Below are 24,899 nucleotides of genomic sequence, written 5' to 3' on the forward strand. Positions count from 1 at the left end.
GCGCGGATGCCCGATACGCTCGCCACTGCCGTCAGCCACAGCCTGGACATCAAACACAGCCGTTTCGTCGCTCACGCCGCGCCGATCGAGTCAGCCGGCGATGCGCTGGCCTTCCTGCAGCAGGTTGCCGTACCCGATGCCACGCACAACTGCTGGGCCTATCGGCATGGCAACGAGTACCGCTCCAGCGACGATGGCGAACCGGCCGGCACCGCCGGCCGCCCGATCCTGGCCGCCATCGATGGCCAGGGCTTCGATCGGGTCATGGTGGTGGTGATCCGCTGGTATGGCGGCATCAAGCTGGGCGCGGGCGGGCTGGTACGTGCCTATGGCGGCACTGCGGCAGAGTGCCTGCGTACCGCACCACGGCTGCCGCTGGTGACGCTGACCGAACTCACCGTACAGGCCGCCTTCGAGGACCTGGGCACCCTGCATGCTGCCCTGACGGTGCACCTGGCCGAAAAACTGGGCGAATCGTTCACCGCCTCGGGCGTGGAACTGCACGTCCGCCTTCCCGCCGATCAGGCCGACCCGTTGAAAATCCGCCTGCGCGACGCCACCCGTGATCGTATCCGCGTGCATTCGCGCACCGAACCAGGCCCTGCCCATGACTGATCCCTCTTCCGCACCAGCTCCCGCGCTGCGCCGCCTTGGCAGCCTGGGCACGCTGTGGCCGTTCGTGCGCCGGCATGCCGGCCTGTTCTCGGCCTGGCTGGCGGCGCTGGCGGTGTCCTCGGCAGCCACGCTGAGCCTGCCCCCGGCGGTGAAGCAGATGATCGACCACGGCTTCAGCGGCAACGGGCAGATCAACCGCGCGTTCGCCCTGCTGTTCCTGGTGGCGGTGGTGCTGGGGCTGGCCACGGCGGCGCGCTTCTTCTTTGTCTCGCTGCTGGGCGAGAAGGTGGTGGCCGACCTGCGCAGCCGCCTGTATGCACACCTGATCGCGCTGGGCGCCGGCTTCCACGACCGCAACCGCAGCGGCGAGCTGGTCTCGCGGCTGACCGCCGACAGCGAACTGCTGCGCAGCGTGATCGGTTCGACCATGTCCGTGGCCCTGCGCAGCAGCGTCACGGTAGTGGGCAGCCTGGTGATGCTGTTCGTGACCAGCCCGCGCCTGGCGGCGTGGTCGCTGGTCGGCATTCCGCTGGCGGTGTTGCCGATCATCATCGGTGCGCGGCGCGTGCGCGGCATTTCGCGCGCCAGCCAGGACCGCATCGCCGATGCCAACAGCCTGGCCGCGGAAACGCTGGGCGCGGTGCGCACGGTCCAGGCCCATGCGCGCGAACCGTACGAACGCGGCCGTTTCAACGCGGCACTGGCCGAATCGATCCGCGCCGCGCGGCGCCGCATCGGCGCGCAGTCGCTGGTCACCGCCACCGCCATCGTGCTGGTGTTCGGCGCCATCGTGGGCGTGCTGTGGCTGGGCGCGCATGACGTCAATGACGGCCGCATGACGGCCGGCACGTTGGGCCAGTTCGTGCTGTACGCGCTGATTGGCGGCGGCTCGGTGGGCGCGCTGGCCGAAGTGTGGAATGAACTGCAGCGTGCATCCGGCGGCATGGGCCGGATCGCCGAGCTGCTGCACGAAGACATCGAAATCACCGCGCCAAGCGATCCGCTGCCATTACCGCAGCCGCTGCGCGGCGAGATCCGCTTCCAGGACGTGGTCTTCCACTACCCGCAGCGCCCCGACACGGCGGCGCTGGACCATTTCGACCTGCATGTACGCCCCGGCGAGACCGTGGCCCTGGTCGGGCCGTCGGGCGCAGGCAAGAGCACCGTGCTGTCGATGCTGCTGCGCTTTCATGACCCCGCCGCCGGCAGCGTACAGGTGGATGGCGTCGACGTGCGCCGGGTCGATCCGGCACAGCTGCGCGCGCAGATGGCACTGGTGCCGCAGCAACCCACGCTGTTTGCCAGCAGCGCGCTGGACAACATCCGCTACGGGCGGCTGGAAGCCAGCAACGAAGAGGTGCAGCGCGCGGCCGAAGCCGCTGAGGCCGACGAGTTCCTGCAGGCCCTGCCAGACGGCTACCTGAGTGAGCTGGGCGAACGCGGCGCGCGCCTGTCCGGCGGCCAACAGCAGCGCATCGCGATCGCACGTGCCCTGCTCAAGGATGCGCCGATCCTGCTGCTGGATGAAGCCACCAGCGCGCTGGACGCGCAGAGCGAACGTGCGGTGCAGCAGGCACTGGAACGGCTGATGGCCGGCCGCACCACGCTGGTGATCGCGCACCGCCTGGCGACCGTGCTCAAGGCCGACCGCATCGTGGTGATGGACCACGGGCGGATCGTCGCGCAGGGCACCCACGCGCAGCTGCTGGCAGAAGGTGGGCTGTACGCTGAACTGGCGAAGCTGCAGTTCATCGATTGATGACGCACCGCTAACGCGGCAGGTTGCATGGTGACAGCGCACAATGAACCTGTTGCAGGAGGTGTTGTATGTCGTTCCGTCAGTTTCCCGCTACCGACCCCAATGGCGAACCGTACGTGGTCATTGAGTTCAAGCCTGAAGCGAAGGGTGATGCATCCGCGTCGTCAGATGGAAAACCGCGCTATGAGCTTGCCGATGGCCGCCATCTGGTGCGTGACGGTCGTGAATTCCGCACCGTTGGTGGCGAGCTCACCCTGACCGTGTAGCGCCGGCCGTTGGCCGGCCCATGCGATGCCGATCGACACCCGGAGGGCCGGCCAACGGCCGGCGCTACCGGGATGGTCAATTAATCGCCATGCATCTTGACAGCCTTTTACCACGCGGGCTGCGCACGGTTATCCACATGCTTGTCCGCATTCCATCCACACCCTCTGTGGATGAATGCGGCAGCATGTCAGCGTGGCAGTACCCGGCCGATGCCGGTGGCGTCGATTTCCACCGCCGCCCGCTGCAGCGCATCCAGATCGCTACCGGCCACGAAGCCCATCCTGAAATGCACGTCACCGCCGGGCGTACGCGAAGAGTGGATCGAGGCCAGGCTGACACGGTGTCGCTCGAATACATGCAACAGCTCACGCAGTGAACCCGGGCGATCCTCCGGCAGGTGCACGCTGATCGCGTTGCGCTCGGTCAGGTCGGCCAGCAGGTAACCCACGCGTTCGAAGGTGTAGTTGCCCGCCTCCAGCAGCGCCTTGCCCTGGTGCTCCCGGTTGTCCAGCAGCAGCTGCTCGCGGAACGCGGCCCGCGCGGCGTCATCGCCCTGCGCCACCTGGTGGCGCAGGACCTGCAGCTGCCCCAGCAGGCGGTCCAGCATCGGCGCCACGTGCGGGTTGCCGAACTGGATGTCCTCGTAGATGGCTGGATTGAGCGACAGGATGCGGGCGATGATCGCCGTGTCCAGCTCGAACGAAGCGGAGCGGTACGGCATCAGGCCCGCCAGCGGGCCCAGCAGCGGCGCATACTCGCGCAGCACCCCGGCCTGGGCCAGATGGGTGGCATGCACCATCGCCTGCACCAGCGCCATCACCTGGTCGTGGTGCTCGGGCGTGGCACGAACGCATTCGGCTTCCAGCGCCGCGCACAACTGCGTAACCCATGGCTGCCACTGCGACAGGCGCGCTTCGCACACCACCATCACCCTGCCCTTCAGCGTGGGCGCCTTGGGCGGTGCGGTCATCGGGTGCAGGCCGACCACGTCGGCCTGCGAGCGCAGCATCGCGGCCACCGGCTCGCTCTTCACCGAGGTCACATCCAGCCACAGCCGACCCGCTTCGCGGCCAGCCGAGCGGGTCACGTAATCGGCAATCAACGCAGGCGTGTGCCGGATCGGCGCGGAGAACACCAGCACCTCGGCGCGCGACAACAGCGTTTCCGGATCATCCGACTGCGGATCGGCCGGATCATGCCCGATCACCTCCAGCCCCAGCTGCTGCTCCAGGAACGTGCGCAACCAGCGCCCGTATGCGCCGGCACTGCCGACGATGCCGACAACCGGACGCAGGCTCACGCCAGGCGCTCGGCGCGGAAGCGATGCGGCTGCGCCAGCGCGGCCGGTGCGGCGGCCAGCACGTCGAACTCTTCGTGATCGTTGGCCAGGGTGGCCTCCAGCGCGGCGTGCACGCCGGAGATCGACCGCGACAGCGCCTGCTCGAAGCGCTCACCGCGCAGCAGGAACGCCACCAGCAGCGACATCAACACATCACCGGTACCGGCCACGTCCACCGGCAGGTGCGGCGACGACCAGCGCCAGAGTGCATCGCGGCTGACCGCCAGGGTGACCAGCTCGCCCGGGTCGCCGCCCACGCTGTGCGCCAGCACCCATTCCGGCCCGCGTGCCAGCAGCGCCTGGGAGGCGGCGATGGCATCGGCTTCGGCCAGGCTGGGCAAGCCGGTCAGCCGGCCCAGTTCGAACGCATTGGGCGTGACCAGCCAGGCATGCGGCAGCAGGCGCTCGGCGAAGATGGTTTCCAGGCCGGGCTCCACATAGGGGCCGGTGTGGGTGTCGCCGATCACCGGGTCCAGGCAGTAGCGCAGCTGCGGCGAGGCCGGCAGCACCGTGTCGAGCCAGTCGGCGAAGGCGGCACCATTGCCGACGCTGCCGAAGTAACCGGACACCAGCATCTTCGCGCGCGCCGGCAGGCCACGTTCGTTGGCGCCCTGCAGCAGGTCGGCGAACCAGTCGGCCGGCAGCACGCGGCCGCGCGTGGTGGCATAGAACGGCGCGTTGCTCAGCAGCGTGGTCGGCACTTCGGCCACGCGCACGCCCAGCGCGCGCAGCGGCGGCACCGCCGCGCTGTTGCCGGCATGGCCGTACACCAGCTGCGATTGAACCGAAATGACGTCGACCGGCGACGGACCGTCCGGGCGCTGGCGGCGCCCATGGACCAGGTGGCTTTCGAGGGAATCGTTCATGCCGCGATTTTACGCGGTGCCGGGCGCGGGGGGCACCCCGAGGTCCAGCCAGCGGCCGGCGCTACCCGGGGTTCCACGGCCACCGGTAGCGCCGGCCGTTGGCCGGCCCACGCGATGCCGATCGCGCCCGCCTACCCGGATGACACGCAAAAAAACGCCGGGCGTCGGCCCGGCATTTTCGTCATCCGCAACACCATGCTTACGAGGTCATGCGGTCCCAGAAACCCTTGACGCCATCGATGAAGGTCGCCGACTTCGGCGAATGCTTGCGCGCTTCTTCGCCGGTGAAGGTGGTTTCGAACTGTTCCAGCAGCTTGCGCTGTTCGGTGGTCAGGTTGACCGGGGTTTCCACCACCACGCGGCAGTACAGGTCGCCTTCGCTGCGGCTGCGCACCGAACGCACACCCTTGCCGCGCAGGCGGAACAGCTTGCCGGTCTGGGTTTCGGCCGGAATGCGGATTTCCGCATAACCGCCCAGGGTAGCCACGCGCACGGTATCGCCCAGCGCGGCCTGCGAGATGCGGATCGGCACTTCGCAGTGCAGGTCGTCGCCATCGCGCTGGAAGATGGCGTGCTCGCGCACCCGCACTTCCACGTACAGGTCGCCCGGCGGCGTGCCGGCCGGACCGGCCTCGCCTTCACCGGCCAAGCGGATGCGGTCGCCGGTGTCGACGCCGGCAGGCACCTTGACCGACAACACCTTGTCTTCCTCCACCCGGCCATTGCCGTGGCAGGTCTTGCAGGGGCTCTGGATGATCTTGCCGCGACCGTTGCAGTTGTGGCAGGCCTGCTGCATCGCGAAGATGCCGCGTTGGATGCGCACCTGGCCCTGCCCCCGGCAGACGCTGCAGGTTTCCACTTTGCCGTCGTCCGAACCGCTGCCGTGGCAGTCATCGCACTCGGCCAGGGTCGGAATCTCGATGCGGCGCTCGATGCCACGCACCGCTTCTTCCAGGTCCAGCTCCATCACATAACCGATGTCGGCGCCACGACGCGCCTGACGCGGACCACCGCCGGCGCCACCGAAGATGTTGCCGAAGATGTCGCCGAAGATGTCGCCCATGTCCGGGCCGCCGGGGCCACCGCCACCGCCCATGCCGTGCTCGAAGGCCGCGTGGCCATGCGCATCGTACATGCGGCGCTTGTTGGCGTCGGACAGGGTTTCGTAGGCTTCCTTGCACTCCTTGAAGGCCGCTTCGGCGGCGCTGTCGCCGGGGTTGCGGTCAGGGTGGTGCTTCATCGCGCAACGGCGATAGGCCTTCTTCAGTTCTTCGTCGCTGGCCGTGTGGGACACGCCCAGCACTTCGTAGTAATCGCGCTTGCTCATGGTGTGAATCAGTATCCGGAAGTCGGGATTCGTCAAAGCGGAAGAGCGGAACCAGGTCCGCTCTTTCGTCGGGCGCCCCGGCACACCGGGGTACGGCGGTCAGGACCCAGTGGAATGACAACGGGACGTTGCCTGCGCAACGTCCCGCGTCGTGTCCGGATCAGGACTTCTTGTCGTCCTTCACTTCGGTGAACTCGGCGTCGACCACATCGTCGTGCGCGCCGCCGTTGGTGCCGGCGCCAGCATCGGCACCCGGGCCACCGCCGCCCTGCTCGGCCGCGGCCGACGCTGCGAACAGCGACTGGCCCGCCTCTTCCAGCACCTTCGACTTGGCTTCGATCTGCGCCTTGTCGTCGCCCTTCATCGCCGTTTCCAGGTCGGCCAGGGCCGACTCGACCTTGCCGATCACTTCGCCACCGACCTTGCTGCCGTGTTCGTTGATCGCGGTACGGGTACCGTGGATCAGCGCGTCAGCCTGGTTGCGGGCCTGGACCAGCTCGTGGAACTTCTTGTCTTCTTCGCGGTTGGCTTCCGCGTCGGCGACCATGCGCGCGATCTCGTCCTCGGACAGACCCGAACCGGCCTTGATCTCGACCTTCTGTTCCTTGTTGGTCTTCTTGTCCTTGGCCGACACATGCAGGATGCCGTTGGCGTCGATGTCGAAGGACACTTCCACCTGCGGCAGGCCGCGCGGGGCCGGCTCGATGCCGGAGAGGTCGAACTTGGCCAGCGACTTGTTGTAGCGGGCCTGTTCGCGCTCGCCCTGCAGCACGTGCACGGTCACGGCCGACTGGTTGTCCTCGGCGGTGGAGAACACCTGCGAGGCCTTGGTCGGAATGGTGGTGTTCTTTTCAATGATCTTGGTGAACACACCGCCCATGGTTTCGATGCCCAGCGACAGCGGGGTCACGTCCAGCAGCAGCACGTCCTTGACGTCGCCGCCGAGCACGCCGCCCTGGATCGCCGCACCCAGTGCCACGGCTTCGTCCGGGTTGACGTCCTTGCGCGGTTCCTTGCCGAAGAACTCGGTCACGGCCTGCTGCACCTTCGGCATGCGGGTCTGGCCGCCGACCAGGATCACTTCGCTGATGTCGCTCGAACGCAGGCCGGCGTCGTTCAGCGCGATGCGGCACGGCTCGATCGACTTCTTGATCAGGTCTTCCACCAGCGCTTCCAGCTTGGCGCGGGTCAGCTTGATGTTCAGGTGCTTCGGACCGGAGGCATCGGCAGTGACGTACGGCAGGTTCACTTCGGTCTGCTGGCTGGTCGACAGCTCGATCTTGGCGCGTTCGGCGGCGTCCTTCAGGCGCTGCAGGGCCAGCGGATCCTTGCGCAGGTCGATGCCCTGGTCCTTGTTGAACTCGTCCACCAGGTATTCGATGACGCGGTTGTCGAAGTCTTCGCCGCCCAGGAAGGTGTCGCCGTTGGTGGCCAGCACTTCGAACTGCTTTTCACCGTCGACGTTGGCGATTTCGATGATCGACACGTCGAAGGTGCCGCCGCCCAGGTCGTAGACCACGATCTTGCGGTCCTTGCCGTCGCCCTTGTCCAGGCCATAGGCCAGGGCCGCGGCGGTCGGCTCGTTGATGATGCGCTTGACTTCCAGGCCCGCGATGCGGCCGGCGTCCTTGGTCGCCTGGCGCTGGCTGTCGTTGAAGTAGGCCGGCACGGTGATGACCGCTTCGGTGACGGTCTCGCCCAGGAAGGCTTCGGCCGTCTTCTTCATCTTTTCCAGCACGCGCGCGGAGATTTCCTGCGGCGCCATCTTCCTGGCATCGCTGGTCTGCACCCAGGCGTCGCCGTTGTCGTGGGCCAGGATGCCGTAAGGCACGTGCGCGATGTCCTTCTGGACTTCAGCGTCGGTGAACTTGCGGCCGATCAGGCGCTTGACGGCGTAGAAGGTGTTCTTCGGGTTGGTGACGGCCTGGCGCTTGGCCGAGGCGCCCACCAGCACTTCGCCATCCTTGGTGTAGGCGACGATGGACGGCGTGGTGCGGTCGCCTTCCGAGTTTTCGATGACGCGGGCCTTGCCGCCGTCCATGATCGCCACACACGAGTTGGTGGTGCCGAGGTCGATACCAATGATCTTGCCCATGAGGGAGACTCCTGAAAATTTGGGGAACATCCGGCAGCCGCCGGGTTATGAATGGGATGTGTGGGACGCTGCTGACACTTTCAACCCACCCATCGAACGCTGTGTCCGATGGCGGCCAAACGCGTTCAGGTCAGTCGCGGGCGACCACGACCAGCGCCGGCCGCAGCAGGCGGTCGTTGAGCAGGTAGCCCTTCTGGAACACCTGGACCACGCTGCCCGGCGCCGCGCCGGGCGCGTCGACCTGGCTGATGGCCTGGTGGTGTTCGGGGTTGAAGGTCTGGCCGGTCGGATCCAGCAGGGTCAGGCCGTTGTCGGCGGCGACCTTGAGCAGCTGCTTGTAGGTCAGCTCCAGGCCTTCGCGCAGCGGGCTGGGTTCGGCGCCGGCGGCGTTGAGCCCGGCGTCCAGGCTGTCGAACACCGGCAGCAGTTCGCCCAGCAGCTTTTCATTGGCGAAGCGGCGCGCCTGTTCGACGTCACGGGCCACGCGCTTGCGCTGGTTGTCCAGGTCGGCGCGCTCACGCAGCGACTCGGACCGGAGCAGGGCCAGCTCGTTGTGCAGGCTGTCCAACTGCTGCTGCAGGGTTTCACCCGCGGCGGCGTCGCCGGCCGGGGTCTGGGATGCGATATCAGGCTGATCTTGGTTCATTTCCGGATCCTTGGCGGTGACTCTCCGCCTCCACCCACCCCTATGTGGGCGGCCGGACCCGATTCAAGACCTTGACGTCCGTTTAGGCGCCATCCCGGGACAATCCGCCCCCGGCGGCGTATCCAGTGCCGCCCCGAGCACCTGGGCGGTGGCTTCCACCAGTGGAATCATGCGGTCGTAGGCCATCCGCTTGGGCCCGATCACCCCCAGCACGCCCAGCACCTGGCCGCCGGCCGAGTACGGCGCGGTGACCAGCGACACATTTTCCAGTGGCATCACCCCGGTTTCCTCGCCGATGAAGATGCGCACGCCGGGGGCCTGGATGGTGCGCTCGAGCAGCTGCAGGATCTCGCGCTTGCTGGCGAACAGGTCGAACAGCTCGCGCAGCCGGTCCAGGTCGGACAGGTCCTGCACGCCCATCAGCCGGGTCTGCCCGGCCAGCACCATGTCGTCGGCCGGCGGCGCCATCGCCTGCTCGGCCAGCTCCACGCTGTGGGCCAGCAGCTGCTCCATTTCCGAACGCGCCTGGCGCAGCTCGACCAGCAGCGTTGAGCGGATCTCGGCCAGCGGCCGGCCGGCGCAGTGGGCATTGAGGTAATTGGCGACCTGCTCCAGCTCGGCCGGCTCCCAGCTGCGCCGTGGCTCGATCACCCGGTTCTGCACCTCGTTGTCGGCAAACACCAGGATGGCCAGCACCCGGCGCGCATCCAGCGCCACGAAATCGATGTGGCGGAAGGCGAACGGTTCGCGCCGCGGCGCGCCCACCACGCCCACGAAGTGGCTCATCGCCGACAGCAGCTCGGACGCGCTGCCCAGCAGGGCCTGGGTACCGGCACCGCTGGACAGCTCGCTGCGCAGGCGGTTCAGCTCGTTTTCGCCGGGCGGTTGCATCTTGACCAGGCTGTCGACGAACACCCGGTAGCCGTGCGCGGTGGGCACCCGTCCGGCCGAGACATGCGCCGAACTGAGCAGGCCCAGGTCTTCCAGGTCGCCCAGGATGTTGCGGATGGTGGCCGGGCTCACGTCCAGCCCGGCCAGCCGCGCCAGCGTCTGCGAACCAACCGGTTCACCGTCCTTGATGTGGCGCGCGATCAGCGTCCGCAGCAGATGGCGGGCGCGCGGCGCTAGATGGGGCGCGGAAGGGTGCATGGAATCAACCTGTGAGACGCGACGTTGGATAATGGCAGGAACACTGCCTGCCCCACCCATGCTAGCGTTGCGCGGCTCAAGAACCCAATACCATGCTCAGACATCTATCGATCAAGGATTTTGCCGTTGTCCGCGCCACCGAACTGGAATTCGGCGCAGGCATGACCGTTGTTTCGGGCGAGACCGGCGCAGGCAAGTCGCTGATGGTCGACGCGCTGGGCTTCCTGTCCGGGCTGCGCGCCGACAGCGGCGTGGTCCGCCACGGCGCCGCGCGCGCCGAGCTGTCGGCCGAGTTCGCGCCGGGCGAACACGCCCCGGCCCGGCAATGGCTGCGCGACAACGAGCTGGATGACGAGGAGCAGTGCCAGTTGCGCCGGATCATCCGTGCCGACGGCGGCTCGCGCGCCTGGATCAACGGCCGCCCGGTGACCCTGTCCCAGCTCACCGAGCTGGCCGGCATGCTGGTGGAAATCCACGGCCAGCACGAACAGCAGGCGCTGCTGGCACGGCCCTCGCAGCTGGCGCTGCTGGACGCCTACGCCCGCAACGAGGCCGAGCGCGTCCAGGTGCGCCAGGCCGCTGGCCGTTGGCAGGCCCTGGTCGACGAAGCCGAGTCGCTGTCGCGACAGGGCGATGTCAGCGACCGCATCGGCTTCCTGGAACACCAGCTGGGCGAACTGCAGCGCGAAGACCTGGAGCCGGCCTCGATCGCCGCGCTGGGCAGCAGCCACCGCCGCCAGGCCCACGCCGGGGCGCTGGTCAGCGCCTGCGACGTGGCCGCCGCCCGGCTCAATGGCGACGATGAGGTGTCGGTGCTGCAGCTGCTGCAGCAGACCCGGCATGACCTGGCCCGCGTGGCCGAACACGACGCCCGCCTGGGCGAGGTGGACGCGCTGCTGGACAGCGCGGTCATCCAGCTGCACGAAGCACTGGCCCTGCTCGACCGGGTCCACGACGACCTCGACGCCGACCCGGAGCAGTTCGAGGACATCGAACGCCGGCTGGGCCGCCTGCACGACCTGGCGCGCAAGCACCGCGTGCCGATGGAAGGCCTGGCCGAACATCGCGATGCAATGGAAGCCGAAGTGGAACAGCTGCGCGGCGCCGACACCCGCCTGCAGGCGCTGGCCGGTGAGATCGACCGCGCGGCGGCACAGTGGCAGGCCGTGGCCGCCACGCTCAGTGCCAGCCGCGCCACTGCTGCCAAGACCCTGTCTGAGACCACCACCACGCTGATCGGCGAGCTGGGCATGGGCGGTGGCCAGTTCCTGATCGAACTCGAGCCGCATGGGGTGGCCAAGCCGGACCCGAACGGTGCCGAGCGCGCCGAGTTCCTGGTCGCCGCCAACGCCGGGCAGCCGCCACGCGCCCTGCGCAAGGTCGCCTCCGGCGGCGAACTGTCGCGCATTTCGCTGGCCATCGAAGTCGCTGCGCTGGGCCTGGATGCGGTGCCGACCATGGTGTTCGACGAAGTCGATTCGGGCATCGGCGGCGCGGTGGCCGATATCGTCGGGCAAAAGCTCCGCGCGCTGGGCGAGAAGCGCCAGGTGCTGTGCGTCACCCACCTGCCCCAGGTTGCGTCCAAGGGCCACGCGCACTACCGGGTCAGCAAGGCACCGGTGGAAGGCATGACCCAGAGCGCGGTGGAAAAGCTGGATGCCAAGGCCCGCGAGGAAGAACTGGCGCGCATGCTCGGCGGCGTCGAGGTCAGCAAGGAAGCCCGCGCGGCCGCGCGCAGATTGTTGCAGGCTACGTAGAGCCACGCCCTGCGTGGCTGCACCTGACAGCGTCCCCACGGCGGCAGGGATCACGCCAACGGTCTGCCCAGGTCCACCTGCTCCACCAGGAAATCCAGCAACGCCCGCACCCGCAACGGCAGGTAGCCGCCCTGCCCCACGAACACCGCATGCACCTCTTCCAGGTCGCCGGGATTGGCCGACTCCAGCACCGGCAGCAGCCGCCCGGCGGCGACATCGGCCTGCACCTGGAATGCCGCCAGCCGGGCGATGCCGATTCCGCCCAGCACCAGCCGCCGCAACGCCTCGCCATCACTGGCGCGCGCATTGCCGCCGGTTGGCACCCGCTGCACCTGGCCCCGTTCCAGCACCGGCCAGCCGGTTTGTGCGCGCGCGTGGCCAATATCCAACCGGTTATGCGCCAGCAGCGCGGCGGCGTCTGCCGGCAGGCCGTGTTGGGCCGCATACGCCGGCGCGGCCACGATCATCATCCGGGTCGCGCCCAGCCGCCGCGCCACCAGGCTGGAGCTTTTCAACGGCCCGGCGCGCACCGCCACATCGGTGCGCTGTTCGAGCAGGTCGATCACCTCATCGGTCAACACCAGGTCCACCCCCACCTGTGGATACCGCTCCAGGAACGCTGGCAGCAACGGCAGCAGGAAGTGGTGCCCGAACGGCACGTTGCTGTTCACCCGCAGCCGCCCGCGCGGTTCGGCATGGGCGCTGGCGCAGCGTTCGGCCTCGTCCAGGTCGGCCAGCACGCGCAGGCCGCGCTCGTAGAAGGCGCAACCTTCCGGGGTCAGCTGCAGCTGGCGGGTGGAGCGCTGCAGCAGGCGCGTGCCCAGCCGCTGTTCCAGCCGCGCCACCAGCTTGCTGACCGCCGACGGGCTCATGTCCAGCGCGCGCGCCGCCGCCGAGAAGCTGCCGGCCTCGATCACCCGCACGAAGATTTCCAGCTGGCCGGATCGGTTGACGTCGGGCGTGGTCATGAATGAATCCAGTTCACAGATGATTGTCCGCAGGCAGTCTAGTTCACAGATCAGGCGTCGCGCACCATGGCCACCTCTTCCCCGGAATGGCCCGCATGAATCCCCTGATCCGCCTTGCCACCGGCGCGCTGTTCGCGCTTTCCGCCGCCCTTCCGGCAGCCGCCGCACCCACGCACTGGGTTGCCAGCTGGCAGGCCAGCCCGCAACCGGTCTGGTCCACCGGGTTCCTGTTCCCGACCGGCGTCCCGCAGGTGCTGGATGACCAGACGTTCCGCCAGACCGCCCGCATCAGCCTGGGCGGCCCGCGCCTGCGCGTGCGCCTGAGCAATGCCTACGGCACCACGCCGTTGCGGATCGGCGCGGCCAGCGTGGCCGGCAGCACCGGGGCCACCCCGCGGGCGCTGACCTTCGACGGCCAGCCAGGCACCGTGATCGCGCCCGGACAGCAGCGCCTGAGCGATCCGCTGGCGCTGCCCACGGTTGACCTTCAGGCGGTGCAGATCTCCCTGCATGTGCCCGGCCCGACCCCGCTGCAGACCTTCCACTGGGACGGGCGCCAGACCAGCACCATCGCCCCGGGCAACCAGACCGCCTTGACGGCCTTGCGCGACGGCACCGCCATCACCGCGCGACTGTTCCTGACCGGTATCGACGTGGAAGCCCCGGCCGATGCGCGCAGCGTGGTGGTGATCGGCGATTCGATCACCGATGGCGCCACCGCCAGCCTCGACCGCGACCAGCGCTGGACCGACCACCTGGCCGCTCGACTCGCGCCGCAGGGGGTAGCGGTGGTCAACGCCGGCATCTCCGGCGGCCGCCTGCTGCGCGATGGCATGGGGGAGGCGGCGCTGGCGCGGTTCCAGCGCGACGTACTGGACCAGCCCGGGGTGACCGGCGTGGTGGTGCTGATCGGCATCAACGACATCAGCTGGCCCGGTACCGCGTTCGCGCGCGCCGAGCCGCGGCCGTCGCTGGCGGAGCTGCAGGCCGGCTACCGCCAACTGGCCAGGCGTGCGCATGCCCGGGGGGTGCGGATCGTCGGCGCCACCCTGACCCCGTTTGCAGGCGCCCTCCCCGGCACCCCGCTGGACGACTACTACCAGCCGGAGAAGGACGTGCTGCGCAGCCAGCTCAATGCCTGGCTGCGTGAGGGCAGCCCGTTCGATGCAGTGATCGACCTTGACCGGACCCTGCGCGACCCGGCATCGCCGGCGCGACTGGCGGCCGCCTTCGACTCCGGCGACCACCTGCACCCCGGCGATGCCGGCAACCGTGCAATGGCCGAGGCGGTGGACCTGGCGGTGCTGGGGAAATGAAAAACCCCGGGGCCGGCCCGGGGTTTTGTCGTGCAAGTAACGGCGAAGCCGTTACTTGCGTTTCTTGCGCACGTAGAGCACCAGCGAGTGCTCTTCCAGCTCGTAGCCGTGGTCGGACGCGATCTTGCGCTGCAGCTCCTCGATCTCGTGGCTTTCGAACTCGATGATCTTGCCCGAGTCCACATCCACCATGTGGTCGTGGTGGCCGCCCCGGTCCAGTTCGTAAACGGCCTGGCCGCCTTCGAAGTTGTGCTTCAGCACCAGGCCGGCGGCCTCGAACTGGGTCAGCACCCGGTACACCGTGGCCAGGCCGATCTCGTCACCGTGCTCCAGGAGCTGGCGGTAGATGTCTTCGGCCGTCATGTGGTGCTGGTGCTTCTGGGCGTCGCGCTGCTCGAGCAGGGCAAGGATCCGCATACGCGGATGGGTCACCTTCAGGCCAACTTTGCGCAGGTCGTGGGTTTCCATAGGTCTCCGTTCATTGGCGATTTAGCGCCAGCTGCCTCGGATTGGGTCGCGGCGACACGTTCGGAGTGTATCATCGACTGGATTTCCCAAAACGCCATTCCCCGATGCGCAATCTCCTGCTGGTCGCCGCCGTTGCCCTGTCCACCACGGGCTGCGGCATCATCTATAAGCAACCCATCTATCAGGGCAACCTGATCCGGGAGCAGGCCGTCGGTCAGCTGCAGGTGGGCCAGAGCAAGCAGCAGGTCAACGCGCTGCTCGGCACCCCCTCCATCGACGACCCCTTCCACGCCCAGCGCTGGGACTACACCGCCAGCGAGCGTACGGACCGCTTGGGCCGTACCGAGGTGAAGAACTTCGTGGTGTTCTTCGAGGGCGACCAGGTGACCCGCTGGGAAGGCGACTTCTTCCCGAACAACGATGCCCAGCTGGCCAAGGACCAGGTGCGCCAGTTCGGCCGCAACCTGGCCAAGGACAGGAAGAAGCAGCGCGGCCGCTGACCCGGAAACGGGGGGGTAGAGCCGGGCCCTGCCCGGCTGCCCGCCCAGCCGCCCTGCCCAGCCGCCCTACCGCGCGCCAGCCCGTCGGCGTCGGTTGTCTTTAGGATCCGCCAGCAGGGGCCGCAGCAGTTCCACGCGGTCCCCGTCGTTGAGCGCCTGGCTGCCCTTGGCCAGCAAGCCGTGCACGGCCACCGCCGGGCAGTTCCCGCCACCGTCGATCGCCGCAGCCGCAATGGCGTCAGCCACGGTGGCCCCCTCGGCCAGTTCCAGTTGGCGCGACTCGACCCGGTCGGGCCAGGCCAACACCACCTCCACCCGGATCACGGCTCAGTCCTGCTCGTCGGCGACGCGGACGAAATCATTGACCATGCGGTCGGCCAGGCCCTGGAAGCCCAGCGCCAGGGCGGGCCCGAGCAGGCGTGAGTTCGGTTCGAACTCCAGGGTGAGGCTGACCTTGCAGGCGTCCTCGGCCAGCACATGGAATTCCCAGCGGCCGTGCAGGCGCTTGAACGGACCATCGCGCAGCTGCATGTCGATATGGTGCGGGCGCTGCAGGGTGTTTTCGGTCATGAACCATGTCGAAAACGACCCCAACCCCAGGTCCAGCCGTGCCACCAGCCGGTCTGGACCGGATTCCAGGATCTGCGCAGCCGAGCACCACCGGAAGCGGCGCGGGTAGGCATCAATATCATTGACCAGGTCGAACATGCGGGCAGCCGAATGTTCAACCAGGGCACTACGTCGGATAGTTGGCATGCGAAGGCTTGGCTGGCGAATCGACCACGGAGGCCCGAATCGGAGACAATACGGAAATGAGCAAGAACAGCGGCAAGGATAAAGCAAAGAACGCGACGGCCAACAAAACCATCGCGCTCAACAAGCGTGCCCGCCACGAATACACCCTCGAGGACCGTTTCGAGGCCGGCCTGGCCCTGCAGGGCTGGGAAGTGAAGTCGATCCGCGCCGGGCGCGGCAACATCATCGACGCCTACGCCTACGTCAAAAGCGGCGAGATCTTCCTGATCGGCGCCCAGATCACCCCGTTGATCCAGGCCTCCACCCATGTGGTGGCCAACGACCGCCGCGAGCGCAAGCTGCTGCTCCACCGCAGCGAGATCGACAAGCTGGTCGGCAAGGTCGAGCGCGACGGCTACACCATCGTGCCCACCGCGATGTACTGGAGCAAGAACAAGATCAAGCTGGAAGTCGCGCTGGCCAAGGGCAAGCAGACCCACGACAAGCGCGACGCCGAAAAGGACCGCGACTGGGCCCGCGAAAAGCAGCGCACCATGCGCCGCCACAACCGCGACGCGTAGCGCCGCGCCAAGGCCCCAGGCGGGCGCCGTTCCGCCTGGCGCATCGCCATGCGCCCGTGACTTTCCGCATCATGACACCCATCCGTAGAGCCAGGCCCTGCCGTGCCGATGCACCGCATGGGCGCCATTCCGCTTGACGCATCGCCATGCGCCCATGATCTGCCGCATCATGACACCCATCCGTAGAGCCGGGCGCTGCCCGGCTGCCCTACCCGCCCACCTCATCCGGAGCATTGCGTGACCGAAGAAATCCCCCAGGAGACCGCCCCGAGCGCGGACCCCATCGCCGTGCTCCAGGCCGACATCGCCGCCTATGAAGCCATCTTCGGCGAGCTGACCCGGGCGATGGACCCGGCCGCCCTGCTCAAGGTGCTGACCTACGTGCTGCGCAACACCAAGCGCGAAGCCTCGGAAAACCAGAGCTACGACACGCTCGAGCACCGTCGCCTGGTTGCCCGGATCGAAGCCCTGATGGCCCGGGCCGAACCCGAAGCCCGAAAGCAGGCCATGACCCAGCGCAACGCCCAGAACCACGACCGCAAGGTCCGGGCCAAGCACCAGGCCGACAGCAAGCGCCAGCGCGAAGGCAGGTAGCCCAACCGGCGTGGGGGCGCCTTTCAGGTGACTGTTCAGCTGAATTGGAGTAGCATCGGCCCCGTCAAGTAGCGTCTGGTCGCAGACGGCTTGCAGTTCTTGAAGAAACCGGGGGTGCATTGGTTTCGACGGGGGTTGTGAAGTTACTTGGTGCATGCCGAGGGGGCAGCTTTCCTCGTTAATCCAGCAGCAAACTTCTAGTTGCCAACGACGACAACTACGGTTCGAACGACTTCGCAATCGCTGCCTAAAAACAGCTTTAGCGTTTAGTTCTACAGCCGCCTAAGGCGAACCCCCGAACCTACTTGTGCCCGTGCTCGTAGATGTAGGGTCATTATCACGGAACCGGCTGTGATGGCTGCCTGTCAGTCACGGCTTAACTAAAGCAGGCTGGTCCTGGGGTGCGCTTTGCACACCGTGCTGCCACAGGGCGAGATTCAACGGTGAGCTAAGCATGTAGTACCGGGGATGGAGTGCCTTCGGACGGCGGTTCAATTCCGCCCACCTCCACCATTAGACGGTCCCACAAGGACCACAGAAAGCCGGAACCTCCCGTCAAACAAGGGGTTCCGGCTTTTTTGTTGTCCGGGGTTGTCCAGCCTGTTCCGTTGCAACCCATGAGACGCTGGGGGTATATCCAAGGGCACAAGCCCGCCCTGAAAACTTTGTACCCCCAACCCCTGTCGATGCCGCGATCCGTCGCGTAACGGCCACCGAGAAGCAGCAGAAGCTGTCTGACGGTGGCGGGGCCTGTTCCTGTTGGTCCACCCGAATGGCCCCCGCTACTGGCGCTGGAAGTACCGCGTCAACGGCAAGGAGAAACTGCTGGGAATGGGCATCTATCCTGAGGTCAGCCTGGCCAAAGCCAGAGAGGCACAAGAGGACGCGCGCCACCTGCTCGCCAGCGGCGTAGACCCCAGCGAACACCGCAAGGCGGCGACCGCGTCACCGCCTGTCCGAAGTCGAACTACGCGCATGTGGCTTCGCAGAAGCGTGCATGGGTCCGGCAGCACCTCTCGCAGACGTGTCTGGTCCTGCCAGTGATGGGCGGCAGGAACAAGCCATTCTTCATGCACCAGCCCGGCGACATCCTGATCGACGATTGGGGCAAGAACTGCGCTGCCTGGACCGACGCCGGCGGGGCGGCCATCAAGCACGAGGGCAACTGGGAAGAAACGCGCACCGCGCTGCGAGGCACGGGGGTGCTTCGTGACTACATCGACCAGATCGCCCTCCACGTGGCGCGCCGCTTCACCCAGAACGATGAGCCGCAACGTCGCGCGCAGGTGGTCGACGCCATCCGTGCCGGCCAGGCCCCGTTCCCGCTGGTGGACCTGCTGGACATCCGCAACCAGCTGCACGTCATGGCCACCACCGTGCTGCCGAACTTCTACGACATGGCTGCCTGGCTGCAGGGGCAAGCCCAAGAACTAATCGACGCCCATCGTGGCGCGGGGCTGAAAGCTATTGATTAGGCGCCCTCTGCCCGGCATCTGCAGTCCTCGCCTCTGCGATATTCGCTTGCTGCCAGAGTTGTCGTTCGACCAAAGCAGCGTGTCGAAGGTTTTTAGCAAGCTGCGCAGCGCCTTCGTCAAGTTGCTGCAGCTCTACCTTCACCCATTTCGCCAGTTCCACGCGCGCTGGGTGAATCGCTTCGCGGACCTCGTCATACCAAACCATGTCGCCCGTCAGATTCACAACCTCACTTGGCGCGAGCTGAGCAAGGAATGTTCTACGATGCTGTGCAACAGCCAGTATAGAAATGGCGACCACCAAAGCGCCCTCAGCAGGCTTCGGAAGATGCTCTCTGTACTGAGCCAAGGTAACCAGGATTGCACTGCTGACGGTCGCAGTGCATTTGGCTACTTGATCGTACTGCCAAGAGTCTGCGTATCCTTCGGGTTGAGTTACCAACTTGGTCGCAGCAAGCAAATTGAGCTCTTGGACTGCCAGATCATCCACCGCCACCTTCGCCCAGAACCTCGCCTGACCTTCCCCCGTACGTCGCGCAGTGACAATCGGCCAAACACCAACGAACAGCGCGATGACTGCTGCTATGGCCGCGACAACTGTCGACGCAGCGGTCCAGTCGAGTCCTGCGGTTGCTACATTTCCGACTTGCGCCGAGACAGTCATAGCCACATCCCCCGTTGGATTAACCCGCATTCTGCCGCGGAGGCTGGCCGTGGCTGACGATTCTCTACTGACCTTCAGCGACGCGATCCATCGTACGGCCCACGACCTAGCCGGCATGTCGGGCGTGGATATGGCCAAGGCAGGACCGGCCACCTGCACCACCTCGCCGCCGGCGACATGGAAGAAGCGCTGAAGGTCATGAAGGCTGTCCGACCGGCCGGCCGCCGTTCCTGTACCCCTACAACGAATCAGCCGCCCACTGCGGCGAAGGAGACAAGATGACCAGCAACCTGCAACCGCCCCCCTCGCCGCCTGCTCCGAAGAAGCGAAGTGCAGAACCGGGTCAGCCTGTCCAAAGCGACCCTCTATTCGCGCATTTCGGTCGGACCCTTCCCCAAACCCGTCACCTTGGGGAGCTCGGTTCGGCGGATGGAACCCGCGCCCCATCCCTTGCCGCGTAAGGCTCGGTTAAGCGAATAAGGTAGAGCCCACCTCCACCATTCAAACCCATGATTTATCCGGGGTTTTTTATTTATTAGCTCAAGGTAAAACTGCAGTACGGACAGCAGTACGGATAGGCCACCAAGGCTAGTCCGATGTGCACAACAAAGTTCGGCAAGGGGGCGATGAAGTTCCGCGAGATTGCTGCACGACTGAGAGGATTCAGCACGTCCATCTTCGGCTTGTCCTGGAATCCAACAGACAGTGAGGTCGCCGTCTCACGCCGGGGCATTACCTCCGGCCTTGACGTGGAGCCCGAGCTATCAATCATCCCCCCACATCGGATGATAGGGAAACAGAAACGCTCCCGTGAAGGGCAATGCCGCTAAGTGGTGCTGATGTCGACGATGCGCCCGAAGCCCTGATTTCGAAAGGGTTTCCTCGCCGGAAGGACAACAGCAAATCCGATTTCTAAGGGGCGCACACAACCTGAATGGCGCGGTGTCCGAAGACCTGCAGGGGTATGGGGTCAGGGAGGACCCGCCACTTATGCACAGGCGTGCCACGTCGTCGGTTGAGCCGCCTCACCCCGTGCGACATCAAGGGCTTACGGTCCGCGAGTGTGACTTGACGCGCGCCTTGGTTAGTAGTATTACTACTAATAGTGGCAAGCAAGCGCGTCCTCCCCTCACGCAAGGAGTGTGCAGTAATGTCAATTGGTGATGAGTTCGGCCGTCGTCCTCCTAGACCAAAGAACTGGAACGAGCTGTACGCGATCACGGAAGGTCTTCGGGATATTCCAATCGAAGAGATTGTCCAAGGCCATCCGATTCACGAATACGAATTCGACAGCAAGGACATGCGGCCTTGTGGACGCAAGAAGTGTGAACGTCTACATGCACACGGATGGATAGTGGGGCTAGTTGGCGGGCGCTACATCAATATCGGCCAGGACTGCGCTGCCAGATACACAAACGGCGGGCCAGACATATGGGGTGCCAAAGTGAGCGCCTATCGCGTGCGTGAGGCCGAACGCATTCGCAAGGAAGCATTTGTGCAGGTCAGGCTTGAGGCACAGGCGAAACAGTACTGGCTGGACAATACGCCTGAGATTGCGCAAGCGATTGCGGTCCACAAGTCATTCTGCGATGAGGCCAAAGGCCCGCTCCTGACCGCCATCGAAAGGATGGCCGAAAAGGGCAAGCCGGCAATCGAATGCGACTTCATGCTGTCAGCCGATGAACGAGCGATGCGGCTTGCGGCGCTTCAAGCCGGCAGGGCACCAGGCGAGCCCGCTCCGTACGTTCCGCATGCAGAAACGCGGGTGATTGCGACGTTGTCAGGCTTGGAATGTTTCCGTTTAGGCGGCGGGCCCGAAGCGCTGCGCAATCAGCTTCAGCAACTCGTGGCCACGCTCCTAACTTGGCAGCCGAAGGACGACGACCAGCACGCTACCCGATCCATGCAGCGAGCGACACGCGACCTTGCGCCACTATGCAATCGCTTGAACACCTCCCTGGTCGCCGTCAAAAGGTTCTTTTCCGATGCAAACATGAAGAATCTGATGATGCTTCCGGTAGTTCGTCCGCAAGGGATCATTTCGATTGAACGATCCGGAGGCGGCGGCGTAAGGATTTCGCGGCGTGCTCATTGGGGCAAGGCCGCATAAGGCAGGTACATGGGTCCCTTCGACGTCTCCCTGATGGACCTCCTACTTACCGGCCAGCGGTCGGCACTACCATCATATTTCGTGCAGAGTTGTTCAGAACATCCATGACGCGCTGAGAACTGATTGCCATACCGGCTGGGATAGAAAACAACAAAGTCAATTTCGAAGGGCACGCACACCGTTATTCCTACGGTGTCGGCGACCTGCAGGGCGAGAGGGGGACCCGGCGAACCTTGATCTTGAGTTCGATTCGCGAACCCACGCACAAGGCACGTTGCGAGGTGTCAGCGGCCCCACCCCATGCTCAAAGTTGCGCCCGGATCGGCTATCGTCCAAAGGATCATCCAGGGGACTTTAATGACAATTCCGGCCGACCAATGCGCCGCCCTTCTGCGCGACGCCCTTAGCAATCGGCCGACCGATCCTTGGTCCGATGAGTCTTTAAGCTGGTTCGCCGATGTTGCCGGAATTGTGAACGCTTACAGCAAAATCGAAGGGGTAAGGTTCGGTGCCCTGCTCGGTCAGGCGACTGCTTCAGCGTCGGGAATAATGAGTCCGACCTCCAGCATGCTCACGCTGAATGCTCAACGGCAATTCGTCACCCAGACCCGAAGCCTTCTGACGCAGCTTCAGCTAGCGACCAACACGTTCATCACACGCCAGCTTGGCGTAGGAGCGGTTCACGACTACTTCGAGGAAATCCGGCAGCTCTTAGCCGGTGCAACGCGTGACGTGCTGTTCATCGATCCCTACATCGATGCCACTTTCGTTACGCGCTACCTTCCGCAGATTCCGCAAGGTGTTACGGCCCGTCTTCTGACAGCCGAGCGGCAGGCCGCCGCCCTTCATCAATCGCTGAACCTATTTCAGGCACAGCACGGCACCGCTGTCGAGCTGCGCGCGATGCCCGATCGTTCGTTGCATGACCGCCATCTGGTCATCGACACCCGCGACGTATTTCAGTCCGGCGCGTCGTTCAAAGATGGCGCGAGGAACGCGCCGACATCGATCAATCAAATTGTTGATGTCGCCGCCGACCTAATCCGCGCACATGAAGCACATTGGGCCTGCGCCCGACAGGTTCCTTGATTGGTGGGGGTCGTGGGCTCTCAGGGGTTCCGGTTGCGGAACGAACGCCACATGTCCATCACCGCCAGTTCGATCTGGGCACTCTTCTTCGGCCCCAATTCGGCAAAGATCTGGTCGATGCCCGCCTCAGTACATCCGCTGCCGCAGAACCAGATCGGCCGGCCCCGGTCCAGGTCGCTGACCGCCACCCGGTAGTCATGGCCCTGGTGGATGGCGACCTCGTCTCACTTGCTCGGCCATGTACTGCTTGGACAGGTCCCTGACGGTGTTGTCGTGAAGCCGTTTGATATCGGCTTCTCCAAAGCTGATACCCCATGACAACGCTGTTTGTCATCGAAGCCAAACCTTACTGTGCTACGCCAGCGGCGAACCACTGCAAGCATTACCCCACGGCGCAAGCCTCGGCCAGCAACTCGCTCCAGTCGTCCGGTGGACGGCCACTTTCCAGCATCTTCCGAAATACCCTGTATGCATCGTCACCGCTTTCATAGGCACGCTTTGTATCGTCATCGTTCACCCACGCCAACACGATCACCTTGCTGGGCGCGTGGTAGCGAAAGAACAAGCGGTACTGCTGAAAGAATTTGGCGCGGAACCAGTGCTTGTAGTCGTCACCGAGCGTGCTGCCTTGGCGGTATTCCGGCCGCGTCGGGTCTTGCGGGATGACGTCGAACGCCAGTTTGGTGATCGCGGCCAGCCGCTTGCTGGCGTTCTTCTTCACATACCCCACCGGGTCTTTCTGTCTGAAGGCCTCGACCTGCTGCGTCAGCACTTCAATCTGAGCAAGGAACAGCGGGTGCGCGAAAACCGACCAACCGTGGATGAGCAAGGGCGCAGGATTGCTGCTGCTCATTCCTCATCCGCCGACAGGGGAGCGTCGAGATCAACTTCGATACCGCCCGTCAGGGATTGGAGGCGCTGAACGAAGGCAGCGTCGATGGCCTGCAGGCGCTCCGGATGGCGGGCGATGTCGCGCGCCAGGAAGCCCAGGAATTGCCCGAGCAGCGGGTCGTCAACTTCCTCATCGGCACGCGTCAGCACAACTTCGCCGCCGGGGCGGATCGTGTAGTGGATCTTGTCGCGCTTGCCGAGCTTGAGGGCGCGCCGCACGGTTTCCGGCACCGTGGTCTGATAACGGTCGGTCAAGGTGGATTCGACTTCGAGGGTGGCGGACACGGCGCATCTCCGGGCAGGAAACGGAATTTCCCGTATGGTAATGCATTTGCATTGCCTTGTCAATGCAAATGCATTGCCATGCTTCAAGGGCAAGGGCGCCTGCACGCTCGGTAAGCGCCCGCCGCCTCAGGGCAAGGTGAACTTCCTCGCCATCCGCATCGGCCACACCGAGGTGAACTGCGCGCCGCCGACCAGGCGATAGGCGGCCGACACGCTGTGCAGCACGCCCAGCCGTTCCAGCACGTCCTTGGCACGACGGAACGCCGGGCGCGGGTCGGCGGTGAACATGAAGAGGTTGATCTCCTTGGCGCTGACGTCGTAGCCGTCCAGCTTCGCCGCGCTGCCCAGGGCGGCGCCCAGCTCGGCCTCCAGCGTGGCCAGGAACGCTTCGTCGTCCAGCGACTTTCTCCATAACTTGATGACAAGCTGGTAATCCATGCGGCGGGCCCGGGGTTGGCGATGGGGGACTGCCCAGAGTACCCCTGTTCCGGCTCCCGGGTATTACTGTCCGAAAACAGCGAGCGCGGGCCGTGCAACCGGCGCAGACTCCGGGTTTCAGCCAAGGAGCCACCGCCATGAGCCCCCTTCACCAGCGCTTCGAGCAACTGCATCGCTCCCCTGCCCTGTTCGTGCTTCCCAACGTCTGGGACGCCGGTGGCGCCGCACTTGCCCAACAGCTGGGCGCCAGCGCGGTGGGCACCACCAGTGCGGCCATGGCCTGGTCGTGCGGCTATCCCGATGGCGGTGCGCTGCCCGAGGTGGCCCTGCTGCAGCGCGTTGCGGAAATCGTGCGCGTCACCTCCCTGCCGGTGACCGTGGATATTGAAGATGGCTACAGCGACGATCCGCAGGAGGTAGCAACGCGCGTGGCCAGACTCGTCGAGCTCGGCGTGGTCGGCATCAACATCGAGGATGGCGCAGACAGCCCTGCTCTGCTCGAATCGAAACTGGAGGCGATCCGCCACCAGTTGGGCGCGCGACCGCTGTTCATCAACGCCCGTACCGATGTCTACCTTCGCGGTCTGGCGAAAGGCGACGCCGCTGTCGGCATGAGCATCGAGCGGCTGCAGGGATATGCCCGCGCGGGTGCAGACGGCGGCTTCGTTCCCGGGATCGTCGACCTTGGCGAGATGGCGCGCATCGCACGTGGGCAGCTGCTGCCCCTCAACGTGATGTGGCTGCCCGGCATGGCTGGGCATGACGCGCTGGCGCAAGCCGGCGTGTGCCGCCTGAGCGCGGGACCGGCGCTTTCCACTCTCGCCTGGAAGGCGATGACCGATGGCATGCAGGCGCTGCTGGGTGACACGATCTCGCTGCCGGCCGACGCACCGGGCTATGCGCAGTTGAATGCGATGTTTGCCGCCACTGCGTAGCTACAACAATTCCGATCCCGACAATGCCGGGCG

At 65.7% G+C, this 24,899-nt stretch carries 30 protein-coding genes and 1 other RNA gene; 16 read left to right on the top strand and 15 right to left on the bottom strand.

Annotation, left to right across the window (positions count from 1 at the left end):
* Window positions 1–6 precede the first annotated feature (6 nt).
* The 3 genes from WIX41_RS01540 to WIX41_RS01550 all read left to right on the top strand — a co-directional run bounded on the left by WIX41_RS01540 (window position 7) and on the right by WIX41_RS01550 (window position 2,640).
* A complete protein-coding gene (locus WIX41_RS01540; RefSeq protein WP_339445430.1) occupies window positions 7–615 on the top strand; it encodes an IMPACT family protein in 609 nt (202 codons plus the stop codon).
* Window positions 608–2,374: an ABC transporter transmembrane domain-containing protein gene (locus WIX41_RS01545; RefSeq protein ID WP_339445431.1), complete on the top strand. Its 1,767-nt coding sequence runs from the start codon at window positions 608–610 to the stop codon at window positions 2,372–2,374. Before WIX41_RS01540 ends, WIX41_RS01545 begins: the two co-directional genes overlap by 8 nt.
* 68 nt (window positions 2,375–2,442) lie before the next feature.
* A complete protein-coding gene (locus WIX41_RS01550) occupies window positions 2,443–2,640 on the top strand; it encodes a hypothetical protein (protein WP_339445432.1) in 198 nt (65 codons plus the stop codon).
* 188 nt (window positions 2,641–2,828) lie between these two features.
* On the opposite strand, the gene WIX41_RS01555 is transcribed toward WIX41_RS01550, so the two are convergent.
* The 6 genes from WIX41_RS01555 to hrcA all read right to left on the bottom strand — a co-directional run bounded on the left by WIX41_RS01555 (window position 2,829) and on the right by hrcA (window position 10,063).
* Window positions 2,829–3,941, bottom strand: coding sequence for a prephenate dehydrogenase (locus tag WIX41_RS01555; RefSeq protein WP_339445433.1), 1,113 nt, complete (start codon window positions 3,939–3,941; stop codon window positions 2,829–2,831).
* The gene (pdxY, locus tag WIX41_RS01560; protein WP_339445434.1) at window positions 3,938–4,846 is read right to left on the bottom strand and encodes a pyridoxal kinase; all 909 of its coding nucleotides are present in this window, start codon (window positions 4,844–4,846) and stop codon (window positions 3,938–3,940) included. The genes WIX41_RS01555 and pdxY overlap by 4 nt, the downstream gene beginning before the upstream one ends.
* 199 nt (window positions 4,847–5,045) lie before the next feature.
* The gene (gene dnaJ / locus WIX41_RS01565; protein WP_339445435.1) at window positions 5,046–6,173 is read right to left on the bottom strand and encodes a molecular chaperone DnaJ; all 1,128 of its coding nucleotides are present in this window, start codon (window positions 6,171–6,173) and stop codon (window positions 5,046–5,048) included.
* A gap of 160 nt (window positions 6,174–6,333) precedes the next feature.
* Window positions 6,334–8,268: a molecular chaperone DnaK gene (gene dnaK / locus WIX41_RS01570; RefSeq protein WP_339445436.1), complete on the bottom strand. Its 1,935-nt coding sequence runs from the start codon at window positions 8,266–8,268 to the stop codon at window positions 6,334–6,336.
* A gap of 130 nt (window positions 8,269–8,398) precedes the next feature.
* A complete protein-coding gene (grpE, locus tag WIX41_RS01575) occupies window positions 8,399–8,914 on the bottom strand; it encodes a nucleotide exchange factor GrpE (RefSeq protein ID WP_339445437.1) in 516 nt (171 codons plus the stop codon).
* 63 nt (window positions 8,915–8,977) lie between these two features.
* On the bottom strand, window positions 8,978–10,063 hold the full coding sequence (hrcA, locus tag WIX41_RS01580) for a heat-inducible transcriptional repressor HrcA (protein WP_339445438.1): 1,086 nt from the start codon (window positions 10,061–10,063) through the stop codon (window positions 8,978–8,980).
* Window positions 10,064–10,155: 92 nt separating this feature from the next.
* Between hrcA and recN the strand changes: the two genes are divergently transcribed.
* Window positions 10,156–11,820 (top strand): DNA repair protein RecN, encoded by a 1,665-nt coding sequence (gene recN / locus WIX41_RS01585; protein WP_339445439.1) that lies wholly within the window; start codon window positions 10,156–10,158, stop codon window positions 11,818–11,820.
* Window positions 11,821–11,870: 50 nt separating this feature from the next.
* Here the strand turns inward: recN and WIX41_RS01590 are convergent, their stop codons facing one another.
* A complete protein-coding gene (locus tag WIX41_RS01590) occupies window positions 11,871–12,788 on the bottom strand; it encodes a LysR family transcriptional regulator (RefSeq protein ID WP_339445440.1) in 918 nt (305 codons plus the stop codon).
* Window positions 12,789–12,883: 95 nt separating this feature from the next.
* Here WIX41_RS01590 and WIX41_RS01595 point away from each other — a divergent pair, with 95 nt between their 5' ends.
* On the top strand, window positions 12,884–14,104 hold the full coding sequence (locus tag WIX41_RS01595; protein ID WP_409187296.1) for an SGNH/GDSL hydrolase family protein: 1,221 nt from the start codon (window positions 12,884–12,886) through the stop codon (window positions 14,102–14,104).
* 51 nt (window positions 14,105–14,155) lie between these two features.
* Here WIX41_RS01595 and fur read toward each other — a convergent pair whose 3' ends face one another.
* The gene (gene fur, locus WIX41_RS01600; RefSeq protein WP_339445442.1) at window positions 14,156–14,572 is read right to left on the bottom strand and encodes a ferric iron uptake transcriptional regulator; all 417 of its coding nucleotides are present in this window, start codon (window positions 14,570–14,572) and stop codon (window positions 14,156–14,158) included.
* Window positions 14,573–14,676: 104 nt separating this feature from the next.
* Between fur and WIX41_RS01605 the strand changes: the two genes are divergently transcribed.
* Window positions 14,677–15,072 (top strand): outer membrane protein assembly factor BamE, encoded by a 396-nt coding sequence (locus WIX41_RS01605; RefSeq protein WP_339445443.1) that lies wholly within the window; start codon window positions 14,677–14,679, stop codon window positions 15,070–15,072.
* A 66-nt stretch (window positions 15,073–15,138) separates the two neighbouring features.
* Here WIX41_RS01605 and WIX41_RS01610 read toward each other — a convergent pair whose 3' ends face one another.
* Both WIX41_RS01610 and WIX41_RS01615 read right to left on the bottom strand, forming a co-directional pair.
* Window positions 15,139–15,396 (bottom strand): RnfH family protein, encoded by a 258-nt coding sequence (locus tag WIX41_RS01610; RefSeq protein ID WP_339445444.1) that lies wholly within the window; start codon window positions 15,394–15,396, stop codon window positions 15,139–15,141.
* A 3-nt stretch (window positions 15,397–15,399) separates the two neighbouring features.
* Window positions 15,400–15,828, bottom strand: a complete 429-nt coding sequence (locus WIX41_RS01615; RefSeq protein WP_339445445.1) for a type II toxin-antitoxin system RatA family toxin — start codon at window positions 15,826–15,828, stop codon at window positions 15,400–15,402.
* A gap of 56 nt (window positions 15,829–15,884) precedes the next feature.
* Here WIX41_RS01615 and smpB point away from each other — a divergent pair, with 56 nt between their 5' ends.
* The 5 genes from smpB to WIX41_RS01640 all read left to right on the top strand — a co-directional run bounded on the left by smpB (window position 15,885) and on the right by WIX41_RS01640 (window position 18,457).
* Window positions 15,885–16,388 (top strand): SsrA-binding protein SmpB, encoded by a 504-nt coding sequence (gene smpB / locus WIX41_RS01620; RefSeq protein WP_068851133.1) that lies wholly within the window; start codon window positions 15,885–15,887, stop codon window positions 16,386–16,388.
* Window positions 16,389–16,625: 237 nt separating this feature from the next.
* On the top strand, window positions 16,626–16,982 hold the full coding sequence (locus WIX41_RS01625) for a hypothetical protein (protein WP_339445446.1): 357 nt from the start codon (window positions 16,626–16,628) through the stop codon (window positions 16,980–16,982).
* Window positions 16,983–17,092: 110 nt separating this feature from the next.
* Window positions 17,093–17,495: a transfer-messenger RNA gene (ssrA, locus tag WIX41_RS01630) on the top strand.
* A gap of 246 nt (window positions 17,496–17,741) precedes the next feature.
* Window positions 17,742–18,026 carry an Arm DNA-binding domain-containing protein gene (locus tag WIX41_RS01635; protein ID WP_339445447.1) on the top strand — a complete coding sequence of 95 codons (285 nt, stop codon included), beginning with the start codon at window positions 17,742–17,744 and terminating at the stop codon, window positions 18,024–18,026.
* A 26-nt stretch (window positions 18,027–18,052) separates the two neighbouring features.
* Window positions 18,053–18,457, top strand: coding sequence for a hypothetical protein (locus WIX41_RS01640; RefSeq protein ID WP_339445448.1), 405 nt, complete (start codon window positions 18,053–18,055; stop codon window positions 18,455–18,457).
* Here WIX41_RS01640 and WIX41_RS01645 read toward each other — a convergent pair.
* Window positions 18,447–19,118, bottom strand: coding sequence for a hypothetical protein (locus tag WIX41_RS01645; RefSeq protein WP_339445449.1), 672 nt, complete (start codon window positions 19,116–19,118; stop codon window positions 18,447–18,449). The genes WIX41_RS01640 and WIX41_RS01645 overlap by 11 nt on opposite strands.
* A gap of 49 nt (window positions 19,119–19,167) precedes the next feature.
* Here WIX41_RS01645 and WIX41_RS01650 point away from each other — a divergent pair, with 49 nt between their 5' ends.
* The 4 genes from WIX41_RS01650 to WIX41_RS01665 all read left to right on the top strand — a co-directional run bounded on the left by WIX41_RS01650 (window position 19,168) and on the right by WIX41_RS01665 (window position 22,317).
* Window positions 19,168–19,311, top strand: a complete 144-nt coding sequence (locus WIX41_RS01650; RefSeq protein WP_339445450.1) for a hypothetical protein — start codon at window positions 19,168–19,170, stop codon at window positions 19,309–19,311.
* 119 nt (window positions 19,312–19,430) lie between these two features.
* Window positions 19,431–19,598, top strand: coding sequence for a helix-turn-helix transcriptional regulator (locus WIX41_RS01655; RefSeq protein ID WP_409187428.1), 168 nt, complete (start codon window positions 19,431–19,433; stop codon window positions 19,596–19,598).
* 670 nt (window positions 19,599–20,268) lie between these two features.
* A complete protein-coding gene (locus WIX41_RS01660) occupies window positions 20,269–21,228 on the top strand; it encodes a hypothetical protein (RefSeq protein ID WP_339445451.1) in 960 nt (319 codons plus the stop codon).
* A 357-nt stretch (window positions 21,229–21,585) separates the two neighbouring features.
* Window positions 21,586–22,317: a hypothetical protein gene (locus tag WIX41_RS01665; RefSeq protein WP_339445452.1), complete on the top strand. Its 732-nt coding sequence runs from the start codon at window positions 21,586–21,588 to the stop codon at window positions 22,315–22,317.
* A 20-nt stretch (window positions 22,318–22,337) separates the two neighbouring features.
* Here WIX41_RS01665 and WIX41_RS01670 read toward each other — a convergent pair whose 3' ends face one another.
* The 4 genes from WIX41_RS01670 to WIX41_RS01685 all read right to left on the bottom strand — a co-directional run bounded on the left by WIX41_RS01670 (window position 22,338) and on the right by WIX41_RS01685 (window position 23,931).
* Window positions 22,338–22,529, bottom strand: a complete 192-nt coding sequence (locus WIX41_RS01670) for a transposase (protein ID WP_339449392.1) — start codon at window positions 22,527–22,529, stop codon at window positions 22,338–22,340.
* A gap of 170 nt (window positions 22,530–22,699) precedes the next feature.
* Window positions 22,700–23,170: a type II toxin-antitoxin system YhaV family toxin gene (locus WIX41_RS01675; protein ID WP_339445453.1), complete on the bottom strand. Its 471-nt coding sequence runs from the start codon at window positions 23,168–23,170 to the stop codon at window positions 22,700–22,702.
* The gene (locus WIX41_RS01680; protein ID WP_339445454.1) at window positions 23,167–23,493 is read right to left on the bottom strand and encodes a type II toxin-antitoxin system PrlF family antitoxin; all 327 of its coding nucleotides are present in this window, start codon (window positions 23,491–23,493) and stop codon (window positions 23,167–23,169) included. Before WIX41_RS01680 ends, WIX41_RS01675 begins: the two co-directional genes overlap by 4 nt.
* Window positions 23,494–23,619: 126 nt before the next feature.
* Window positions 23,620–23,931 (bottom strand): hypothetical protein, encoded by a 312-nt coding sequence (locus WIX41_RS01685; RefSeq protein ID WP_339445455.1) that lies wholly within the window; start codon window positions 23,929–23,931, stop codon window positions 23,620–23,622.
* Between the two features lie 137 nt (window positions 23,932–24,068).
* Between WIX41_RS01685 and WIX41_RS01690 the strand changes: the two genes are divergently transcribed.
* Window positions 24,069–24,866, top strand: coding sequence for an isocitrate lyase/PEP mutase family protein (locus WIX41_RS01690; RefSeq protein WP_339445456.1), 798 nt, complete (start codon window positions 24,069–24,071; stop codon window positions 24,864–24,866).
* The last annotated feature ends 33 nt before the right edge of the window (window positions 24,867–24,899 follow it).

This window comes from Stenotrophomonas sp. AB1(2024) (assembly GCF_037482345.1).
In the GTDB taxonomy this organism is placed as follows: domain Bacteria; phylum Pseudomonadota; class Gammaproteobacteria; order Xanthomonadales; family Xanthomonadaceae; genus Stenotrophomonas.

What these genes read in the sequence shown, in the direction of transcription:
- WIX41_RS01590 (WP_339445440.1), bottom strand. Translation starts at nt 12,788, where the DNA reads ATGACCACGCCCGACGTCAACCGATCCGGCCAGCTGGAAATCTTCGTG.
- dnaK (WP_339445436.1), bottom strand. Translation starts at nt 8,268, where the DNA reads ATGGGCAAGATCATTGGTATCGACCTCGGCACCACCAACTCGTGTGTG.
- dnaJ (WP_339445435.1), bottom strand. Translation starts at nt 6,173, where the DNA reads ATGAGCAAGCGCGATTACTACGAAGTGCTGGGCGTGTCCCACACGGCC.
- WIX41_RS01550 (WP_339445432.1), top strand. Translation starts at nt 2,443, where the DNA reads ATGTCGTTCCGTCAGTTTCCCGCTACCGACCCCAATGGCGAACCGTAC.
- WIX41_RS01615 (WP_339445445.1), bottom strand. Translation starts at nt 15,828, where the DNA reads ATGCCAACTATCCGACGTAGTGCCCTGGTTGAACATTCGGCTGCCCGC.
- fur (WP_339445442.1), bottom strand. Translation starts at nt 14,572, where the DNA reads ATGGAAACCCACGACCTGCGCAAAGTTGGCCTGAAGGTGACCCATCCG.
- WIX41_RS01640 (WP_339445448.1), top strand. Translation starts at nt 18,053, where the DNA reads ATGCACCAGCCCGGCGACATCCTGATCGACGATTGGGGCAAGAACTGC.
- WIX41_RS01540 (WP_339445430.1), top strand. Translation starts at nt 7, where the DNA reads ATGCCCGATACGCTCGCCACTGCCGTCAGCCACAGCCTGGACATCAAA.
- WIX41_RS01690 (WP_339445456.1), top strand. Translation starts at nt 24,069, where the DNA reads ATGAGCCCCCTTCACCAGCGCTTCGAGCAACTGCATCGCTCCCCTGCC.
- pdxY (WP_339445434.1), bottom strand. Translation starts at nt 4,846, where the DNA reads ATGAACGATTCCCTCGAAAGCCACCTGGTCCATGGGCGCCGCCAGCGC.
- WIX41_RS01665 (WP_339445452.1), top strand. Translation starts at nt 21,586, where the DNA reads ATGACAATTCCGGCCGACCAATGCGCCGCCCTTCTGCGCGACGCCCTT.
- recN (WP_339445439.1), top strand. Translation starts at nt 10,156, where the DNA reads ATGCTCAGACATCTATCGATCAAGGATTTTGCCGTTGTCCGCGCCACC.
- WIX41_RS01660 (WP_339445451.1), top strand. Translation starts at nt 20,269, where the DNA reads ATGTCAATTGGTGATGAGTTCGGCCGTCGTCCTCCTAGACCAAAGAAC.
- WIX41_RS01605 (WP_339445443.1), top strand. Translation starts at nt 14,677, where the DNA reads ATGCGCAATCTCCTGCTGGTCGCCGCCGTTGCCCTGTCCACCACGGGC.
- hrcA (WP_339445438.1), bottom strand. Translation starts at nt 10,063, where the DNA reads ATGCACCCTTCCGCGCCCCATCTAGCGCCGCGCGCCCGCCATCTGCTG.
- WIX41_RS01675 (WP_339445453.1), bottom strand. Translation starts at nt 23,170, where the DNA reads ATGAGCAGCAGCAATCCTGCGCCCTTGCTCATCCACGGTTGGTCGGTT.
- WIX41_RS01685 (WP_339445455.1), bottom strand. Translation starts at nt 23,931, where the DNA reads ATGGATTACCAGCTTGTCATCAAGTTATGGAGAAAGTCGCTGGACGAC.
- WIX41_RS01595 (WP_409187296.1), top strand. Translation starts at nt 12,884, where the DNA reads ATGAATCCCCTGATCCGCCTTGCCACCGGCGCGCTGTTCGCGCTTTCC.
- WIX41_RS01545 (WP_339445431.1), top strand. Translation starts at nt 608, where the DNA reads ATGACTGATCCCTCTTCCGCACCAGCTCCCGCGCTGCGCCGCCTTGGC.
- smpB (WP_068851133.1), top strand. Translation starts at nt 15,885, where the DNA reads ATGAGCAAGAACAGCGGCAAGGATAAAGCAAAGAACGCGACGGCCAAC.
- grpE (WP_339445437.1), bottom strand. Translation starts at nt 8,914, where the DNA reads ATGAACCAAGATCAGCCTGATATCGCATCCCAGACCCCGGCCGGCGAC.
- WIX41_RS01645 (WP_339445449.1), bottom strand. Translation starts at nt 19,118, where the DNA reads ATGACTGTCTCGGCGCAAGTCGGAAATGTAGCAACCGCAGGACTCGAC.